Annotated in this window: 13 protein-coding genes; 5 read left to right on the top strand and 8 right to left on the bottom strand. The window is 54.3% G+C overall.

Annotated features, from left to right (window positions below; translation table 11 throughout):
• The first annotated feature begins 141 nt into the window (after positions 1–141).
• Positions 142–861, top strand: coding sequence for a fatty acid metabolism transcriptional regulator FadR (gene fadR, locus AC6I8I_RS10490; protein WP_312055785.1), 720 nt, complete (start codon positions 142–144; stop codon positions 859–861).
• 40 nt (positions 862–901) lie between these two features.
• On the opposite strand, the gene AC6I8I_RS10485 is transcribed toward fadR, so the two are convergent.
• Entirely contained in the window at positions 902–2,437 is a 1,536-nt protein-coding gene (locus AC6I8I_RS10485) for a SpoVR family protein (protein ID WP_312055786.1), read from the bottom strand.
• Between the two features lie 505 nt (positions 2,438–2,942).
• Here AC6I8I_RS10485 and AC6I8I_RS10480 point away from each other — a divergent pair.
• Both AC6I8I_RS10480 and dadX read left to right on the top strand, forming a co-directional pair.
• A complete protein-coding gene (locus tag AC6I8I_RS10480; RefSeq protein WP_312055787.1) occupies positions 2,943–4,244 on the top strand; it encodes a D-amino acid dehydrogenase in 1,302 nt (433 codons plus the stop codon).
• Positions 4,245–4,263: 19 nt separating this feature from the next.
• Complete coding sequence (dadX, locus tag AC6I8I_RS10475) at positions 4,264–5,334, top strand: catabolic alanine racemase DadX (RefSeq protein WP_312757178.1); 1,071 nt, start codon at positions 4,264–4,266, stop codon at positions 5,332–5,334.
• A 2-nt stretch (positions 5,335–5,336) separates the two neighbouring features.
• Here dadX and AC6I8I_RS10470 read toward each other — a convergent pair whose 3' ends face one another.
• The 6 genes from AC6I8I_RS10470 to yeaG all read right to left on the bottom strand — a co-directional run bounded on the left by AC6I8I_RS10470 (position 5,337) and on the right by yeaG (position 14,088).
• The gene (locus tag AC6I8I_RS10470; RefSeq protein ID WP_312055789.1) at positions 5,337–6,530 is read right to left on the bottom strand and encodes a multidrug effflux MFS transporter; all 1,194 of its coding nucleotides are present in this window, start codon (positions 6,528–6,530) and stop codon (positions 5,337–5,339) included.
• Positions 6,531–6,657: 127 nt separating this feature from the next.
• A complete protein-coding gene (gene wbaP / locus AC6I8I_RS10465; protein ID WP_312055790.1) occupies positions 6,658–8,124 on the bottom strand; it encodes an undecaprenyl-phosphate galactose phosphotransferase WbaP in 1,467 nt (488 codons plus the stop codon).
• 378 nt (positions 8,125–8,502) lie between these two features.
• Complete coding sequence (locus tag AC6I8I_RS10460; protein ID WP_069728546.1) at positions 8,503–8,736, bottom strand: DUF1480 family protein; 234 nt, start codon at positions 8,734–8,736, stop codon at positions 8,503–8,505.
• Between the two features lie 77 nt (positions 8,737–8,813).
• Entirely contained in the window at positions 8,814–10,541 is a 1,728-nt protein-coding gene (locus tag AC6I8I_RS10455) for a potassium/proton antiporter (protein WP_031374607.1), read from the bottom strand.
• Positions 10,542–10,791: 250 nt separating this feature from the next.
• Positions 10,792–12,066 carry a YeaH/YhbH family protein gene (locus AC6I8I_RS10450; protein WP_312055791.1) on the bottom strand — a complete coding sequence of 425 codons (1,275 nt, stop codon included), beginning with the start codon at positions 12,064–12,066 and terminating at the stop codon, positions 10,792–10,794.
• A gap of 87 nt (positions 12,067–12,153) precedes the next feature.
• The gene (gene yeaG / locus AC6I8I_RS10445) at positions 12,154–14,088 is read right to left on the bottom strand and encodes a protein kinase YeaG (RefSeq protein ID WP_031374605.1); all 1,935 of its coding nucleotides are present in this window, start codon (positions 14,086–14,088) and stop codon (positions 12,154–12,156) included.
• A 419-nt stretch (positions 14,089–14,507) separates the two neighbouring features.
• Between yeaG and AC6I8I_RS10440 the strand changes: the two genes are divergently transcribed.
• Entirely contained in the window at positions 14,508–15,257 is a 750-nt protein-coding gene (locus tag AC6I8I_RS10440; RefSeq protein WP_312055792.1) for a MipA/OmpV family protein, read from the top strand.
• A gap of 72 nt (positions 15,258–15,329) precedes the next feature.
• A complete protein-coding gene (locus AC6I8I_RS10435) occupies positions 15,330–16,181 on the top strand; it encodes an aldo/keto reductase (protein ID WP_497820212.1) in 852 nt (283 codons plus the stop codon).
• Here the strand turns inward: AC6I8I_RS10435 and AC6I8I_RS10430 are convergent.
• Positions 16,178–17,074 (bottom strand): D-hexose-6-phosphate mutarotase, encoded by an 897-nt coding sequence (locus AC6I8I_RS10430; protein ID WP_312757169.1) that lies wholly within the window; start codon positions 17,072–17,074, stop codon positions 16,178–16,180. The two genes, AC6I8I_RS10435 and AC6I8I_RS10430, sit on opposite strands and share 4 nt — an antisense overlap.
• Positions 17,075–17,119: the final 45 nt, after the last annotated feature.

Genomic DNA, 17,119 nt, shown 5'->3' with positions numbered 1-17,119 from the left:
ATTAGCGCGGTTTCACCGTGAGTCAGCCCGGAAAATTGCATCCGCGTCCGGTTTAAAGTGTTGCGCAGGCTATATCCGCTATAGGGCGTCTGGTATGATGAGTGCCCATCACGATTAAGAAAGCAACGAGAACAAACTGCTATGGTAATTAAGGCTCAGAGCCCAGCGGGATTTGCTGAAGAGTATATTATTGAAAGCATCTGGAACAGCCGCTTTCCGCCAGGGTCGATTCTTCCTGCTGAACGTGAGCTTTCTGAATTGATTGGGGTAACACGCACCACCCTGCGGGAAGTGTTACAGCGTCTGGCACGTGATGGCTGGCTGACCATTCAGCACGGTAAACCGACCCGGGTGAATGACTTCTGGGAGACCTCCGGACTGAATATTCTGGAAACCCTGGCGCGTCTCGATCACGACAGCGTGCCGGTGTTGATCGATAATCTGCTGTCGGTTCGTACCAATATATCGTCAATTTTTATCAGTCGCGCGCTGCGTCATCATCCGGAAAAAGCACGTGAAGTGCTGGAAACCGTGGCCAGTGCGGATGATCAGGCTGATGCCTATACCGAACTCGATTACCGGATATTCCGTGGTCTGGCGTTTGCCTCCGGCAACCCAATCTATGGTTTGATCCTGAATGGGCTGAAAGGACTCTACACCCGGGTCGGGCGTCACTACTTTTCTAACCCGGAAGCGCGTCAGGTGGCGCGTGACTTCTATCTTGGACTGCTGGCGCTGTGCGACAAAGAGCCGAGCCAGGATGAGATTGTTGATGCGGTGCGCCATTACGGCCGTCGCAGCGGTGAAATCTGGCACAGCATGCAAAAAAGCATGCCGGATGACCTCGGCAGTAAACGCTAACAAAAAACCGGACATCGCGTCCGGTTTTTTTATACTCAGGTCAGAGTGGTGAGCCACGTGAGGGCGTGCGATCGAGCAGTTCGACGCTGCCATCTTCATTCTGCTGTTCCAGAATCACATCAAATCCCCACAGACGATGCACATGCTTCAGCACCTCGCGGCGGCTTTTATCCAGCGGGGTACGGCTCTGCGGTACATAGCGCAACGTCAGCGAGCGATCGCCACGTAAGTCCACGTTATAGACCTGAATGTTAGGCTCCAGATTGCTCAGGTTGTACTGCGCCGAAAGCTGCTGGCGAATTGCCCGGTAGCCCGCTTCGTCATGGATAGCCGCAATCTCAAGGTAATTGTTGCGGTCATCATCCAGCACGGTAAACAGCCGGAAGTCACGCATCACTTTCGGCGACAGGAACTGACTGATGAAGCTCTCATCCTTGAATTCACGCATCGCAAAGTGCAGGGTTTCCAGCCAGTCCGAACCGGCAATATCCGGGAACCAGTAGCGATCCTCTTCGGTGGGTGACTGGCAGATGCGCTTGATGTCCTGGAACATCGCAAACCCTAAGGCATAAGGATTGATGCCGTTGTACCACTGGCTGTTGTACGGCGGCTGAAACACCACGTTGGTGTGGCTGTGCAGGAACTCCATCATGAAACGTTCCGACACTTTGCCTTCGTCATACAAATGGTTAAGGATAGTGTAGTGCCAGAAGGTGGCCCAGCCTTCGTTCATCACCTGGGTCTGCTTTTGCGGATAGAAATACTGGCTCACCTTACGCACAATGCGCAGGATCTCACGCTGCCACGGCTCCAGCAGCGGCGCGTTCTTCTCCATAAAATAGAGCAGGTTTTCCTGCGGTTCAGACGGATAACGCGCCGCTTCAACCTGCACCGTCTCTTTTTCACGCCGTGGCAGCGTACGCCACAGGGTATTCACCTGGCTCTGCAGATACTCTTCGCGGCTCTTCTGTCGCGCTTTCTCCTCCTGCAGCGAGATCTTCTGCGGCCGTTTATAACGGTCAACGCCGTAGTTCATCAGCGCGTGGCAGGAGTCGAGCAGTCGTTCGACTTCCTCAACGCCGTAGCGCTCCTCGCAATCACTGATGTAATTTTTAGCAAATAGCAGGTAATCAACTATCGAACCAGCGTCGGTCCAGCTGCGGAACAGGTAGTTATTTTTGAAGAAAGAGTTATGACCGTAACAGGCGTGCGCCATCACCAGCGCCTGCATGGTCATGGTGTTCTCTTCCATCAGATAGGCGATGCAGGGATTGGAGTTGATCACAATCTCGTAGGCCAGACCCTGCTGACCATGCTTGTAGCGCTGTTCGGTTTCAATGAACTTTTTACCGAATGACCAGTGTGAATAATTGATCGGCATACCGACGCTGGAATAGGCGTCCATCATCTGTTCAGAGGTGATCACTTCGATTTGGTGCGGATAGGTATCGAGCCGGTAGAGTTTCGCCACACGGTCGATCTCGGCTAAGTAGACATCCAGCAGTTCGAATGTCCAGTCTGGTCCGTCATTGAGTCGTTTGCTGTCCTTGATGGGATCGTCAAAGATTGTCGTCATAGCGCACCTCTTTTTTTGCAAACTGGCTGACCCGAAAGGCAACCCGTTCCGGTTATTTAAGGCTTCATCCTGAGAAAGGGAACCCGAAAAAAACTGAGCGAACACAACAATGATAGTCCACTGTCGCCTATCCGAAATGCGAACTCAAATGAATTCTTTGGCAGAAAATCATTCAGAGTGGATTAGTGTGGAATTTAATAGCCTTTAACTCGACCATGAATTTAAAATGTGGAATATAATCCTGTTTATAAGCGCTTTGTATGGGGTTGAATGATTCTCCTGCCAAAAGCAGATTTAACTGGCTTCGTTGTCATTTATTTCTGAATTGGCCCGATAAGGCGGATAAATCTCTGAATTTTGCGCGGTGATATGATTTTAGTTACCTGTTAAGTAAAAAAGATGTGAAATAGTTGCTGAAATTTCGGGGTGATATCCGCTGAGTGAATCCGCTGAATGTCGCCTGATGAACAGTGAATTATGCTTTTACATGCCGGGTGGGGGACATATGCACGTTGTGATTCTGGGAAGTGGTGTGGTAGGTGTGGCGAGCGCGTGGTATCTGGCGCGGGCCGGACATCAGGTGACGGTGATTGATCGTCAGCCTGCCGCGGCGCTGGAGACCAGCGCAGGCAATGCTGGTCAGATTTCGCCAGGCTATGCAGCGCCCTGGGCGGCGCCGGGCGTGCCGCTAAAAGCGGTAAAGTGGATGTTTCAGCGGCATGCCCCGCTGGCGGTGCGGCTGGATGGCAGCAGCTTCCAGCTGGAGTGGATGTGGCAGATGTTACGTAACTGCGATATCAACCACTATCAGCAGAACAAAAGCCGGATGGTGCGGATTGCGGAATACAGCCGTGATTGCCTGAAAGCGCTGCGCGCCGAAACCGGCATCGCCTATGAAGGCCGGCAGGGCGGCACCCTGCAACTGTTCCGCACCCAACAGCAATACGACAGCGCCAGCAAAGATATCGCGGTGCTGCGCGAAGCGGGCGTGCCCTATGAATTGCTGGAAGCCCATCAGCTGGCGCGGGTTGAACCGGCGCTGGCGGCTACGCAGCATAAACTGACCGGCGGTTTACGCCTGCCGAATGATGAAACCGGCGACTGCCAGCTGTTTACCCAGCGGCTGGCCAAAATGGCAGAACAGGCCGGCGTGGTGTTCCGCTTTAATACCCCGATCGACCACCTGCTGCGCGACGGTAATCGTATCTACGGCGTGAAGTGCGGTGAGGAGATCGTTAAAGCGGATCAGTATGTGGTGGCGCTGGGCTCCTATTCCACCGCGCTGCTGCGCAACGTGGTCGATATCCCGGTCTATCCGCTGAAAGGTTATTCACTCACCATCCCGATTAAAAATCCGGATGCTGCACCGGTCTCAACCATTCTCGACGAAACTTACAAAGTCGCGGTGACCCGCTTTGACGATCGTATCCGGGTGGGCGGCATGGCGGAAATTGTTGGTTTTAACACCAGACTGACCGAAGCACGGCGGGAAACGCTGGAGATGGTGGTCAGTGATCTCTATCCTGAAGGCGGTCATCTGGCGCAGGCCAGCTTCTGGACCGGCTTACGTCCCATGACGCCCGACGGTACGCCAATTGTCGGCGCCACCCCGGTGGCTAACCTCTGGCTTAACACCGGTCATGGAACGCTGGGCTGGACGATGGCCTGCGGTTCGGGTCAACTGCTGGCCGATTTGATCAGCGGTAAAAAACCGTCGATCGCCGCCGATGACTTATCGGTGTTCCGCTACTTACCCGGTTTCGTGGCGAGTGCTTCGCCACTGCGTAACGCCAACGCTACTCGTTAAGCTCTCAGGGAGAGGAAGGATGTCACGTCCGATTGTCGCCACCATCAATCAGCAGGCATTGCGACATAACCTGGCGGTGGTTCGCCAGGCCGCACCTGCGTCCCGCGTCTGGTCGGTGGTTAAGGCTAACGCTTACGGCCATGGACTTGCCCGCGTCTGGGAAAGTCTGGCCACCACCGACGGCTTTGCCCTGCTTAATCTGGAAGAGGCGATTCTGTTGCGCGAGCAGGGCTGGAAAAAACCGATCCTGCTGCTGGAGGGATTTTTTCAGCCAGAGGATCTGCAGCTGATCGATCGCTATCGCCTGACCACCAGCGTGCACAGTAACTGGCAGATTAAAGCGCTGGCTAACGCGACGCTGTCGGCACCGATTGATATCTATCTCAAGGTCAACAGCGGAATGAACCGGCTCGGTTTCCGGCCCGAACAGGTGAACGCGGCATGGCAGAAACTGCGTGCACTTAACAACGTCGCTGAAATGACGCTGATGGCCCATTTTGCGGATGCCGAGAATCCCGACGGCATTATCGTTCCGCTACAGCGGATTGAGCAGGCGGCCGAAGGATTGAGCTGCCCGCGATCGCTGTCCAACTCCGCCTGTACCCTGTGGCACCCTGAAGCGCATTATGACTGGGTGCGGCCCGGCATTATTCTGTATGGCGCGTCACCGAGCGGCGACTGGCAGGATATTGCCAGCAGCGGTCTGCAACCGGTAATGACGCTGAGCAGTGAGATTATCGGCATTCAGCAGCTACAGGCGGGCGATGGCGTCGGCTATGGCTACCGTTATCATGCGACGCAGGCGCAGCGGATAGGGGTGGTGGCCTGTGGCTATGCGGATGGTTATCCGCGCCATGCTCCAACCGGTACACCGGTCAGCGTCGATGGGATACAGACCCAGGTGGTGGGTGCGGTGTCGATGGACATGATCACTGTCGATCTGACCCCCTGTCCGCAGGCCGGAATCGGCTCGCGGGTGGAATTGTGGGGCGAACAGGTGAAGATCGATCAGGTGGCAAAAGCGGCCGGAACGGTGGGGTACGAACTGATGTGCGCACTGGCTCCGCGCGTTCCGGTTCAGCTAAGTTAAGGTCAGCTCAGCGCGGTCACCCGGCCGCGCATCTTCCTGCTGCAGCGCCAGGCGATCAACGCCAGCACGGCACCCAGCAACATCATCAGACTCAGTGACAGCTTTTCAGCCATCGGCAGCGCCACGATAATCAGGCTGCCTGCCGCACCGCCCGCCATCTGGATAAATCCCTGTAATGCGGAGGCTACCCCCGCCTGTTGCTGATACGGCTCCAGCGCATAGCTGGTGGCCGGACCGACGGTAAACGCCAGACCGGCTACCGATACCGCCACCGGGAACATATACAGGGCCCAGTGAGTCTGCATCGACGCCGGGAACAGCATCATTCCCGCCAGCAGCAGCAGCGCCCCCAGCAGCATGGTAATAAAGCCCATCGCCAGACAGAACGGCCGTCCCGCTTTGCGGATGGTTTTATTGACGAACACGCTGACAAACATAATCCAGAAGCCGTTGGCACCAAAGGCAAAGGAGAACTGAATTGGCGATAAGCCACCCTCGGTCATCAAAACCTGCGGAGCCAGTGACACATAGGTCAGCACCATGCCCAGAGCGCCCGCATTAGCAAAGGCAAAAGCGAGAAAGCGTGGCTGACGCAGAATGGCAGCATACTGGGCAATCGGCAGGCCTTTGACCCGCAAAGTATCGGCCGGACGCGTTTCCGGCAGCCAGATAATCACCAGCAGCATGATCAGCGCGCCGTAGCCGCACAGGAACCAGAAAGGCGCGCGCCAGTCAAAAGCGCTGGCCAGCAGGCCACCCAGCAGCGGTGCCAGCGCCGGCACGATGTTTAACGCGCCATTCAGAAACCCGTAGGCGCGTGCTGCGTCATCACCGCTCAGACGGTCACGTACGCCGCTGAAGGCGACCACTGCGCTACAGCAGACGCCACAGCCCTGCACCAGGCGGGCAATCAGGAACAGCGGAAACGAGGTGGCCGTAGCGGCGATGACGCTGCCTGTAATATAGAGCGCCAGCCCGAGCAGGGCGATCGGCTTGCGACCGTAGTTATCCACCAGCGGGCCGGTGACCAGCTGTCCCAGTCCCATCACCAGCAGAAACAGAGGAATAGTGGTCTGCACCAGATTGACCGGAGTATTCAGCCCTGCTGCAATCTGCGGCAGCGTGGGCAAATAGAGATCGATGCCTAAAGGTGCCAGCAGTACCAGGCTCAATAACAGTAGAGTAAATTTTTGCATATCGACCAGAGGGTAAACGTTCTGTTAAAAAACGAGCCGCAGAGGGTAATGATTCAGCGCGAAAAAAGATAGAGGGGAACGTGCGGAAGTTGCGATGCCTGCTGTAAACAGGCATCGCATAACAGGTTTAGTAAGCGCCGTCGCGGCGCAGTACTACACCGGCGGTTTTAAACAGGATAGCGATATCGGTCCACAACGCCCAGTTTTTGACATACCAGGAGTCAAAGTAGACGCGGGTGTCATAGTCGATGTCATTACGTCCGCTGACCTGCCACAAGCCGGTCATGCCGGGTTTCGCCATCAGATAGTAATCAACATCACCGGCATAACGCTCCAGCTCCGCCTCAATCACCGGACGCGGCCCCACCAGGCTCATTTCGCCGCGGATCACGTTCCACAGCTGCGGCAGCTCATCCAGGCTGGTTTTACGCAGGAAGCCACCAATCTTAGTGATGCGCGGATCGTTCTTCAGTTTAAAGTCCTTATCCCACTCAATACGCGCCGCTTCGCTGGTCGCCAGCAGATTCTCCAGCACCTCTTTCGAGTTGGTGACCATAGAACGGAATTTAAGGCATTTAAACTTCTTACCATCCTGGCCGACGCGCTCATGGCCGTAGATAGCGTTGCCGCCGTCGCGTTTCACCATGTAGCAGAGCAGGGCGAAAATCGGACCGAGGAACAGCAGCAGCATTGAAGCGACAATCAGGTCAAAGGCGCGCTTCAGGAACCGCGACGAATGTTTGGCCAGATTGTTGCTGACCCGCAGGATCATCACTTCATGACTGAAGATAAACGACATGTCGGTACCGTAGAGCGGCACACCGCGCAGGGTCGGGATCACCGAGACTGAGCGACAGTTCATCTTCGACAGGAACTTCAGCCAGCGGTCGCGCATCGGTTGCTGCTCATATTCCATCGCCACAATAAACTGCACGTTGTCGCGGTCGATGGTTTGCCAGTTGATATCCTTCCAGGTAATCACCGGCACGCCATTCACCGTCTGCTGCGTCGGCACGTCATCTACTGAGATAAATGCCTGTACGTTATAACCGAGGATCTCCTCGCTTTGCAGCGCGGCGTAAGCTTCGGTGGCGTTGCGGCCCGAACCAATAATAATGGTCTCTTTCTGCCACTGACCGGCTTTGTTAATGGCGCGCTTAACCAACGCGCGCATTAATGGCAGCAACAGCAGCGCGTAGGTCCAGCTGAACACCCACACCATGCGGGAAAAATCCCACTTAGAGAAAGCAATCAGGGCGAGATCGAGCAAGGAGAAAACGAAAAGCGTTTTAACGATTTCTTTCAGCTCGAACCAAAAGGGTTTGCGATAGGTGTAGTGGCGCAGGCGTACCCAAAACCAACCGGTACACATGACGGACATAATAAACTGCGCGACAAAGCGGTATTCAATTTGTTGCGGGGGAATAAATGTATCCAGCTCTCCCCAAATACCCTGAATAGTGGCGGCCGATAAAAACAACGCCAGATTAAGTGCAATCAAATCAGAAAAACTCAGGGCGAACTTCACGATGATATTTTTACGCGTTCCGCTCCACGAGCGGCTCGGGTTATTCATTATCAATGTACTTGCCATAAAACCTGCTCTCTTTCTTAAGTAAAAGATGGCCTGACCAGAATCAAGTACGCGTTCAGGAGTGGGCTACTGAAAAAATTAAAAAATAATTTTCAGTCTGTTGCAGTCAGTACAGCCAAACGAAGCTGCGAAAAGAGCGACCGGAAAAGCGTGATGTCACTCACGAAATATTGCAGCGTTGAGAAGGAGTATGCAGGAGTTATTTGACAGAGTTAATACGGAAAAAATCTGAAAACATGAAAATTGATTAAAGTTTTAAAGGGGTAACCGATTGTTTTAGAAGGATAAAATAAGAGAAGGGGCGGTTATAACCAAACTGTTTAAGACTATTTTTAGGAATTACCGCCAGTTGATTTGACTGGCGGTCGGGTGAGCAACTCAGGCTGGCTTCTTTAAAATCCAGCGGTCCTGCTGTTTATCGTAATGCCCGATTTGCAGATTAACCGGTTCGCCGTCGATCCAGGCCGGAACGCTGGTATCACGATCCCAGCCGTCAAGTTGCGTAATTAAGCCGGGATTGGTATCACAGGGGATACTGACGGTGTCGGGGTTCTCACTGTCAAGATCGGCATCCACAATCTCATAACGTCCAATTTTAACCACGTGTCCCATTCATTTCTCCCGTTTGTGCTGGCTTGAACTATTAGCTTAGTGCATCAGCAGAAATTAACGTGGCTGAATGATTAGGATTATTCCTTCTCTTCAGCCGGACGTACGCCAATCTTCACGATCCGGTTATCTTCTTTCTCGGCGACGGTCCAGGTTAGCTGATTCCATTCCACCTGATCGCCAACCACCGGCGCGCCGCCCAGCATGCTGAGCATCAGTTGCCCCAGCGATTGCTGGTCATTGGTCGCTTCGTCCAGCTCAAGGCCGTAGATTTGCGCCACATCGCGCAGACGGGCTTCTGCATCCAGAATGAAGTCTCCGAAGAAGCGCTGATCGAGCGACACCGGCGGCGACTGGCTGAACATCTTGCCGAGCGCTGGCAGATCGCGCTCACGGCCAATCACGCAGATCACATCGTTCTCTTTCAGGCGCGTCCCTCCATTGGGGTGCATCAGCACGTTATCGCGGAACAGTGCCGCGATCCGGGTTTCACGCGGCATCTGCAAATCGCGCAGCGCGGCACCGACACACCATTTATCGGCGCTGAGCTGATAAACAAACTGCTCCCACGGATTCTCCGGATGAATATCCAGACCCACCCGGCTGATTGGCGAGGCGGTCGGCGGCACTACCACTTTGGCTTTTTTGGCGGCAAAGCCCAGCGAGGTGCCCTGCAGCATCAGCGAAACCAGCACCACGAAGAAGGCAATATTGAAGTAGAGCGAGGCATTTTCTAACCCCGCCATCATCGGGAATACCGCCAGGATAATCGGCACCGCACCGCGTAAGCCCACCCAGCTGATGAAGAAACGTTCGCGGGTGGTGAAACTGCGGAATGGCAGCAGGCCGATAAACACTGACAGCGGACGCGCTACCAGAATCAGCCACAGCGACAGAATCATCGCTGGCACCGCGATATGCCACAGGTCTGACGGCGTAACCAGCAGGCCCAGCACGATAAACATCCCAATCTGACTCAGCCAGGCCATGCCGTCGAAGGTCTGCAAAATGCCGTGACGGTTACGGATTGGGCTGTTACCCAGCAGAAAACCGCACAGGTAGACCGCGAGGATGCCGCTGCCTTCTAACACCGTAGTCAGGGCAAAAACCAGAATGCCGCCACTCAACGCCAACAGCGGATAAAGTCCACCGGCCAGGCTGATGCGGTTAATTAACTGCTGTAACGCCCAGCCGCCGCCCAGGCCTAACACGATGCCCAGTCCAAACTGCTGCACCAGATGCACCAGGAACATCCAGTCGAGCCCGGTCTGGCCCTGCTCAATCATCTCAATCAGGGTAATGGTCAGAAACACCGCCATCGGATCGTTACTGCCGGACTCTATCTCAAGGGTTGAACTGACGCGCTCATTCAGGCCCTTATCGCCCAGCAGTGAGAACACCGCCGCCGCGTCGGTTGAACCGATAATTGCGCCAATCAGGAAGCCCTGCATCATATCCAGATTAAACAGCCAGGCGGCCACCACGCCGGTTAAGCCGGCGGTAATCATCACGCCGATGGTCGCCAGCGACAGGGCGGGCCCCAGCGCCACCTTAAACGAGCTGGCTTTGGTTCGCATGCCGCCATCCAACAGGATGATGGCCAGCGCCAGGTTAGAGATCAGATACGCAGCGGGATAGTTATCAAAGGCGATGCCGCCGATGCCATCAATTCCGGTCAGCATGCCCAGTGCCAGGAAGATAACCAGGATAGGAATGCCGAGACGCGAGGAGAAAGAGCTGAGCAAAATGCTTGAGGCTACCAGCACAGAACCGATGATAAACAGACTGTAAACAATGGTGTGGTTCAAACCCGGGCTCCTGAGATATGGCGTTGAGTTGCATCAAATCATGACAAATGTCCATGCTATGTCTGAAAGATAATGTTTTATCAAGGAGTTGTCATGGTCAAAATGAAAATTATACGAATTGCTTAGTGGCAAATGGTATCAGATTAATGTGAAGAATGAGGGAGTTGGCAGGCAAGCGGCAGAAAACCGACTGTTTTATCAGGTTATTCGGCAGATAAAAAACAAGCCGGTGATAAGCCGGCTTGGTTGATCAGGCTTCGGTTGCCTGTTTATGGAACAGAGATCGGAACACCGGATAGATATCTTCCGGTTCGCGAATATGCTCTATCGCGAAGTTATCGAACATCGCCTGCAGATGCTCATACTCGCGCCACAGCGTCTGGTGGGCACGGCGGGTGATCTCAATATAACTGTAGTAACGCACTACCGGCAGGATATTCTTCGCCAGAATTTCGTGACAAAGCGGTGAGTCATCGGCCCAGTTGTCGCCATCGGACGCCTGCGCAGCGTAGATATTCCACTGTGCCGGGTCATAACGTTCTTTGACCACCTCATCCATCAGTTTCAGGGCGCTGGAGACGATAGTACCGCCGGTCTCCTGCGAGTAGAAGAACTCCTGTTCGTCGACCTCTTTAGCCTGAGTATGGTGGCGGATATAGACCACATCGACATTCTTGTAGGTCCGGCTCAGGAACAGATAGAGCAGAATATAGAAACGCTTGGCCATATCTTTAGTGGCCTGATCCATCGAACCCGAGACATCCATTAAGCAGAACATCACCGCCTGGCTGGAGGGTTCCGGGCGTTTCTCAAAGTTTTTGTAGCGCAGGTCAAAGGTGTCGATAAACGGCACCCGTTCGATGCGTGCGCGCAGCTCGGCGATATCTTTGCGCAGGCGTTCCTCTTCCAGCAGCTGAGCCGGTTCCGATTTTTCCACGATGCTGAGTGTCTCTTCCAGCTCATGCAGCATACGCCGTTTACCTGCGGTCATCGCCGTTCGGCGCGCCAGTGAATTTTGTAACGAGCGCACAACGCTGATGTTGGCGGGAACCCCGTTAGAGGTGTAGCCGGCACGGTGCGTTTTGTACTCATTCAGCTGACGATGCTGGTTGCGGCGAAGGTTGGGCAGCGCCAGATCTTCAAACAGCAGATCGAGATACTCATCCTTAGAAATCTGAAAGACGAATTCATCCTGACCTTCGCCATCCTGACTGGCATTGCCCTGACCACTGCCGCCACCACCGCCGCCCTGCGGCCGCTCGATGCGGTCATTCTGCACAAAATGGTCGTTTCCAGGATGCACGCGATGGCGATTACCGCCGCGTCCCTGGTGAAAAATCGGCTCATTGATGTCATCAATAGGTATCGAAACAGATTCACCGCTGCTGACGTCGGTAACCGAGCGTTTATTAATGGCCTCGGAGATCGACTGCTTGATTTGCGACTTGTAACGGCGCAAGAAGCGCTGGCGGTTGACCGCGCTCTTGTTTTTACCGTTAAGCCGGCGATCGATGAAATAGGCCATAGTGTTCCCCCAAACTACATTGCAAGCAGGTCGGGCATGCCCGACCTTGAGACGGCCGGTATCGCAATACCGGCTTGCTTACCTTAATCAGGACGATTTACGCACACGCAAATACCATTCACACAGCAGGCGAACCTGTTTGCGGGTATAGCCTTTTTCCATCATGCGGTCGACGAAATCGTCGTGTTTCTTCTGCTCATCAGTAGAGGTCTTGGTATTGAAGGAGATTACCGGCAGCAACTCTTCGGTGTTTGAGAACATTTTCTTCTCAATCACGGTGCGTAATTTCTCGTAACTGGTCCAGTTCGGATTGCGACCGTTGTTGTGTGCCCGGGCGCGCAGCACAAAGTTGACGATCTCGTTACGAAAATCTTTCGGGTTACTGATGCCAGCAGGTTTCTCAATCTTCTCCAGTTCCGCATTCAGCGATTCCCGATCGAACAGCTGACCGGTATCGGGATCGCGATACTCCTGATCCTGGATCCAGAAGTCGGCGTAGGTCACGTAGCGGTCGAAGATGTTCTGACCATACTCGGAATAGGATTCCAGGTAAGCGGTCTGAATCTCTTTGCCAATGAACTCGGCGTATTTCGGGATCAGATAGCCTTTCAGGTGCTCGAGGTATTTTTCCGCCTGGTCCTGCGGGAACTGCTCACGTTCAATCTGCTGCTCCAGCACGTAGAACAGGTGCACCGGGTTGGCCGCCACTTCGGCATGGTCAAAGTTGAAGACGCGCGACAGGATCTTAAAGGCAAAACGGGTCGACAGACCGTTCATCCCTTCATCCACGCCCGCGTAGTCATGATACTCCTGCCACGATTTGGCTTTAGGATCGGTATCTTTCAGGCTTTCACCGTCATAAACCCGCATTTTGGAGTAGATGCTGGAGTTTTCCGGATCTTTCAGCCGCGACAGAATCGAGAAGCGAGCCAGGGTTTCCAGCGTGCCGGGTGCACAAGGCGAGGTGGCCAGCTCACTGTGATTCAGCAGTTTTTCATAAATTTTGATCTCTTCCGAGACCCGCAGGCAATAAGGCACTTTGACGATGTAAACACGGTCAAGGAACGCCTCATTGTTTTTGTTATTACGGAAGGTGACCCATTCTGACTCGTTGGAGTGCGCCAGAATGATGCCGTTGAACGGCAGGGCCGAAATGCCCTCAGTCCCGTTATAGTTACCTTCCTGGGTAGCGGTCAGTAAAGGATGCAGTACCTTAATTGGCGCCTTAAACATCTCGACGAACTCCATGATGCCCTGGTTAGCGCGGCACAGTGCGCCGGAGTAGCCGTAGGCATCAGGATCGTTTTGCGCGTGATTCTCCAGTTTACGGATGTCCACTTTACCCACCAGCGCCGAGATATCCTGGTTGTTCTCATCGCCGGGTTCGGTTTTGGCAATCGCCAGCTGTTCCAGAATCGATGGCCAGACCTTAACCACTTTAAAGCGTGAGATATCGCCACCGAAATCGTGCAGACGTTTGGCCGCCCACGGCGACATAATGGTGCCGAGGTAGCGACGCGGCACGCCGTACTCTTTTTCAAGGATATGGGCATCTTCCTGCGGGTTAAACAGGCAGAGCGGATGGTCATTGACCGGGCTGCGTTCGCCATCGGCGCTCAGCACGTAGATCGGTACGCGCTGCATCAGCGATTTAAGCCGCTCAGCCAGCGAGGATTTACCGCCGCCGACCGGACCCAGCAGATAGAGGATCTGTTTCTTCTCTTCAAGTCCCTGAGCGGCATGTTTCAGGTAGGAGACGATTTGTTCAATCGCTTCCTCCATGCCGTAAAACTCCTCGAACGCCGGATAGCGTCCCATCACACGGTTGGAGAATATTCTGGAAAGGCGTGGCTCCTGAGCAGTGTCAACCATTACTGGCTCACCAATAGCCATTAACAGTCGCTCTGCAGCGTTGGCGTATGCACTGCGATCCTGCTTACAGATAGCAAGAAATTCCTGCAGTGTGAACTCTTCGTCCTTGGCAGCTTCATAACGCTGACGATAGTGATCGAATATATTCATAGCGATGCCCGTCCTTTCGTTTTTAGCACAGGTAAGGAGCGTAATTAGAGGCTCATGCAGCTCCCGGAAGATATTCTCTATTGAGTACAGCAACCCTTATGCCAACCTGATCGTTTTTATCGGGATACACAACTTTTATGGTTACTCTGCTCGTACAATATGTCTGGTCTTACTTCTAACTGTAGATGGCTTCTAAGAAATTTCCTCCATGGCTGTGGATAGGTGAGGGTGAGATCAACAACATAATCGGTTTGATGTAAGGCCGGTATGCGCCTCTGATGACTTAACTTAACGTGATTTTAACCTTTAATGCCACTTTCAGCGGCTGGTCGCTTAAAGGAATTCGATATAAGTTAATCCAGTCGCAAAAAAACGTTAGACTTCATGTTTGATTGTTATATTTATGGAATGAATAAATTGTGAACCAATTCAAATTTAAGGCGCTTGTCGCACTTTTACCTTGTTATTTGCTCTCTGGCGGCGCTCATGCCGCACCGCTTTCTGTCGGTGCTTCAGTGATTTATGCCGAGTCCCCTTATCGTGGTGGTCAGGACCGTTACCTGCCGGTTCCGGTGATTAATTACGAAGGTGAAAACTTCTGGTTCCGCAGCCTGCAGGGCGGTTACTATCTGTGGAAAGATCCGCAGAACCAGCTGTCACTGACGCTGCTCGGTTCCCCGCAGGAGTACAAGCCCAGCGACAACGATCTGGGCGATATGAAAGGGCTGGATAAGCGTCGAATGACCCTGATGGCGGGTGCCACCTACCGTCATACTGCCGACTGGGGTATTGTCCGCACCGCCTTACTGGGTGACGTGCTGAACAACAGCAACGGTATGATCTGGGACTTAACCTACCTTTATCGTTTCGAAATGGGTGATTTCAGCCTGACGCCCGGTATCGGTGCGATGTGGAACAGTGCCAATCAAAACCGTTATTACTACGGTGTTTCCGGCCATGAAAGCGCCCGTACCGGCATCAGCCGCTATAATCCGGATGACAGCTGGTCACCTTACGTCGAGCTGAGCGCCAGCTATCAGATTTCGCCGCAGTGGAACGTTGGCGTCGTCGGACGCTATACCCGTTTCGACAGCGAAATCAAAGACAGCCCGATGATTGATAAAAGCAGCCAGGCGACACTCTGGACCGGCGTCAGTTACACCTTCTGATAACGCACTAAACGAGGGCATTTTATGCCCTCTGTTCTTTTATGGGGCCTCATAATGGGGCGGGAGAGCGGAATGCGTAACCTCATCAATTTTGCCGGCCATCACTCTCTGCCGGTGATCGGCCAGGGCAGCTGGTATATGGGCGAAAACCCGGCGCAGCGTGCAACCGAAGTCGCTGCGCTGCAGGCCGGACTGGCGTGCGGTCTGCGCCTGATCGACACGGCAGAAATGTACGCTGACGGCGCGGCCGAAGAGGTGGTGGGTGAAGCGCTGCAGGGGCGTCGTGACCAGGCGCTGGTGGTGTCTAAAGTCTATCCGTGGAATGCCGGTGAGCAGGATGCCATTGAAGCCTGCGAGCGCAGCCTGCGCCGCCTGAGAACCGATTACCTCGATCTCTACCTGCTGCACTGGCGCGGTAACATTCCGCTGGAAGAGACGATACGGGCGATGGAATGTCTGCAGCAGCAGGGTAAAATCCGCTACTGGGGCGTCTCTAATTTCGATACCGATGATATGGCTGAGCTGTGGGATGAAGCGGGTGGGGCGCAGTGCGCGACCAATCAGGTGCTTTACCATCTCGGCTCACGCGGCATTGAATACGATCTGTTGCCAGCCTGCCAGCAGCGAAACCTGCCGATCATGGCTTATTGCCCGCTGGCGCAGGCCGGACGACTGCGCGAAAGCCTGTTCAGCGATCCTCAACTGACCCGACTTGCACAGCAAAAGGGCATCAGCGTGGCGCAGCTGCTGCTGGCCTGGGTGATCCGTCAGCCTGGGGTTATCGCCATTCCCAAAGCCAGTTCTGTCGCCCATGTGCAGGAAAATGCTGCGGCGCTGGAGGTGGTGCTGACAGAGGACGATCTCACCCTGATTAACCAGCGCTATCCGGCACCGCAGCACAAGTTGCCGCTCGACGTGGTTTAAGCTTTAACCGCCTCGCCGCTGATTTTTTTCTTCAGGCGGAAGGTGGTCGCCAGACGGGCCGGCTTTTCGCCTGCGCTGCGCAGTGGCTGGTTGATACGGGCCGTTTCCACGCAAACCATGGTCTTGTAGCCCTCATTCGGCATATCGGCCATGCTGCAGGAGAGCTCAACCCCTGGATTCCACGTCACAACGTCACTGTGATGGTGGTGATAGACTTCAATCTGCCGCTGAGCAGCCGGATCGTTGATCACTGAGCAATCTTCGGCTGCGGTAAAGATGCGGTCAATTCGGCCCGGATAGCGCTGCTTTCCGTCACTGCTGCCGATCTCACCCTGATTTACCTTGTCGATATAGCTGTTTCCCAGTCCTGACACTTCAACTCCGCTGATATCGCTGACGGTGAAATAACTGTGCAGGGCAGCGGTTGCTTCGAAGTCACCGTGCGCTTCCAGTTCGATTTCGCAGTGCTGGCCGAGCCGGAAGCGGGCAATTAACGTGAATTCATGCGGCCACAGCTTCAGCGTCTGAGCATTGCTTTCCAGCACCAGCGTCAGCATCACGCCATCTTCATTTTCATCATGCGCTGACAGCGTCCACGGCTGATTACGGGCAAAGCCGTGCGCCGGTTCGCCTGCCGGGCCAAACCATGGCCAGCAGATCGGCACGCCACCGCGAATCGCTTTACCGGGGGCAAACTGGCTCTTGTCGCTGAGCCACAGCACCGGCTGCTCACCGCTAGGCTGCCAGGCAATCAGATGGGCACCCTGCAGAGTCAGGGCGGCACGCACTTTGGGATGACTGACGATAATCGCCGGCAGTTCTCCAACCTGACGCTGCGACAGGTAAGGGGAGATCTGCGTCACCACCGGCAGAGAAAACAGTTTATCTTGCATGTTCGATTCCTTGCTGAGCGGATCAAAAAAAGGGCGACCGAAGTC

The organism is Pantoea sp. X-Soil-YNGN-775, from assembly GCF_059730575.1.
The sequence above is the reverse complement of the archived record's forward strand: the minus strand, read 5'-3'. Positions and strand labels throughout refer to the sequence as shown.

Excerpts from the sequence above, each read along its gene's own strand:
- AC6I8I_RS10460 (WP_069728546.1), bottom strand. The coding sequence starts at position 8,736 with ATGGGACACGTGGTTAAAATTGGACGTTATGAGATTGTGGATGCCGAT.
- AC6I8I_RS10450 (WP_312055791.1), bottom strand. The coding sequence starts at position 12,066 with ATGGCCTATTTCATCGATCGCCGGCTTAACGGTAAAAACAAGAGCGCG.
- AC6I8I_RS10480 (WP_312055787.1), top strand. The coding sequence starts at position 2,943 with ATGCACGTTGTGATTCTGGGAAGTGGTGTGGTAGGTGTGGCGAGCGCG.
- yeaG (WP_031374605.1), bottom strand. The coding sequence starts at position 14,088 with ATGAATATATTCGATCACTATCGTCAGCGTTATGAAGCTGCCAAGGAC.
- fadR (WP_312055785.1), top strand. The coding sequence starts at position 142 with ATGGTAATTAAGGCTCAGAGCCCAGCGGGATTTGCTGAAGAGTATATT.
- dadX (WP_312757178.1), top strand. The coding sequence starts at position 4,264 with ATGTCACGTCCGATTGTCGCCACCATCAATCAGCAGGCATTGCGACAT.
- AC6I8I_RS10430 (WP_312757169.1), bottom strand. The coding sequence starts at position 17,074 with ATGCAAGATAAACTGTTTTCTCTGCCGGTGGTGACGCAGATCTCCCCT.
- AC6I8I_RS10470 (WP_312055789.1), bottom strand. The coding sequence starts at position 6,530 with ATGCAAAAATTTACTCTACTGTTATTGAGCCTGGTACTGCTGGCACCT.
- AC6I8I_RS10485 (WP_312055786.1), bottom strand. The coding sequence starts at position 2,437 with ATGACGACAATCTTTGACGATCCCATCAAGGACAGCAAACGACTCAAT.
- AC6I8I_RS10435 (WP_497820212.1), top strand. The coding sequence starts at position 15,330 with ATGCGTAACCTCATCAATTTTGCCGGCCATCACTCTCTGCCGGTGATC.
- wbaP (WP_312055790.1), bottom strand. The coding sequence starts at position 8,124 with ATGGCAAGTACATTGATAATGAATAACCCGAGCCGCTCGTGGAGCGGA.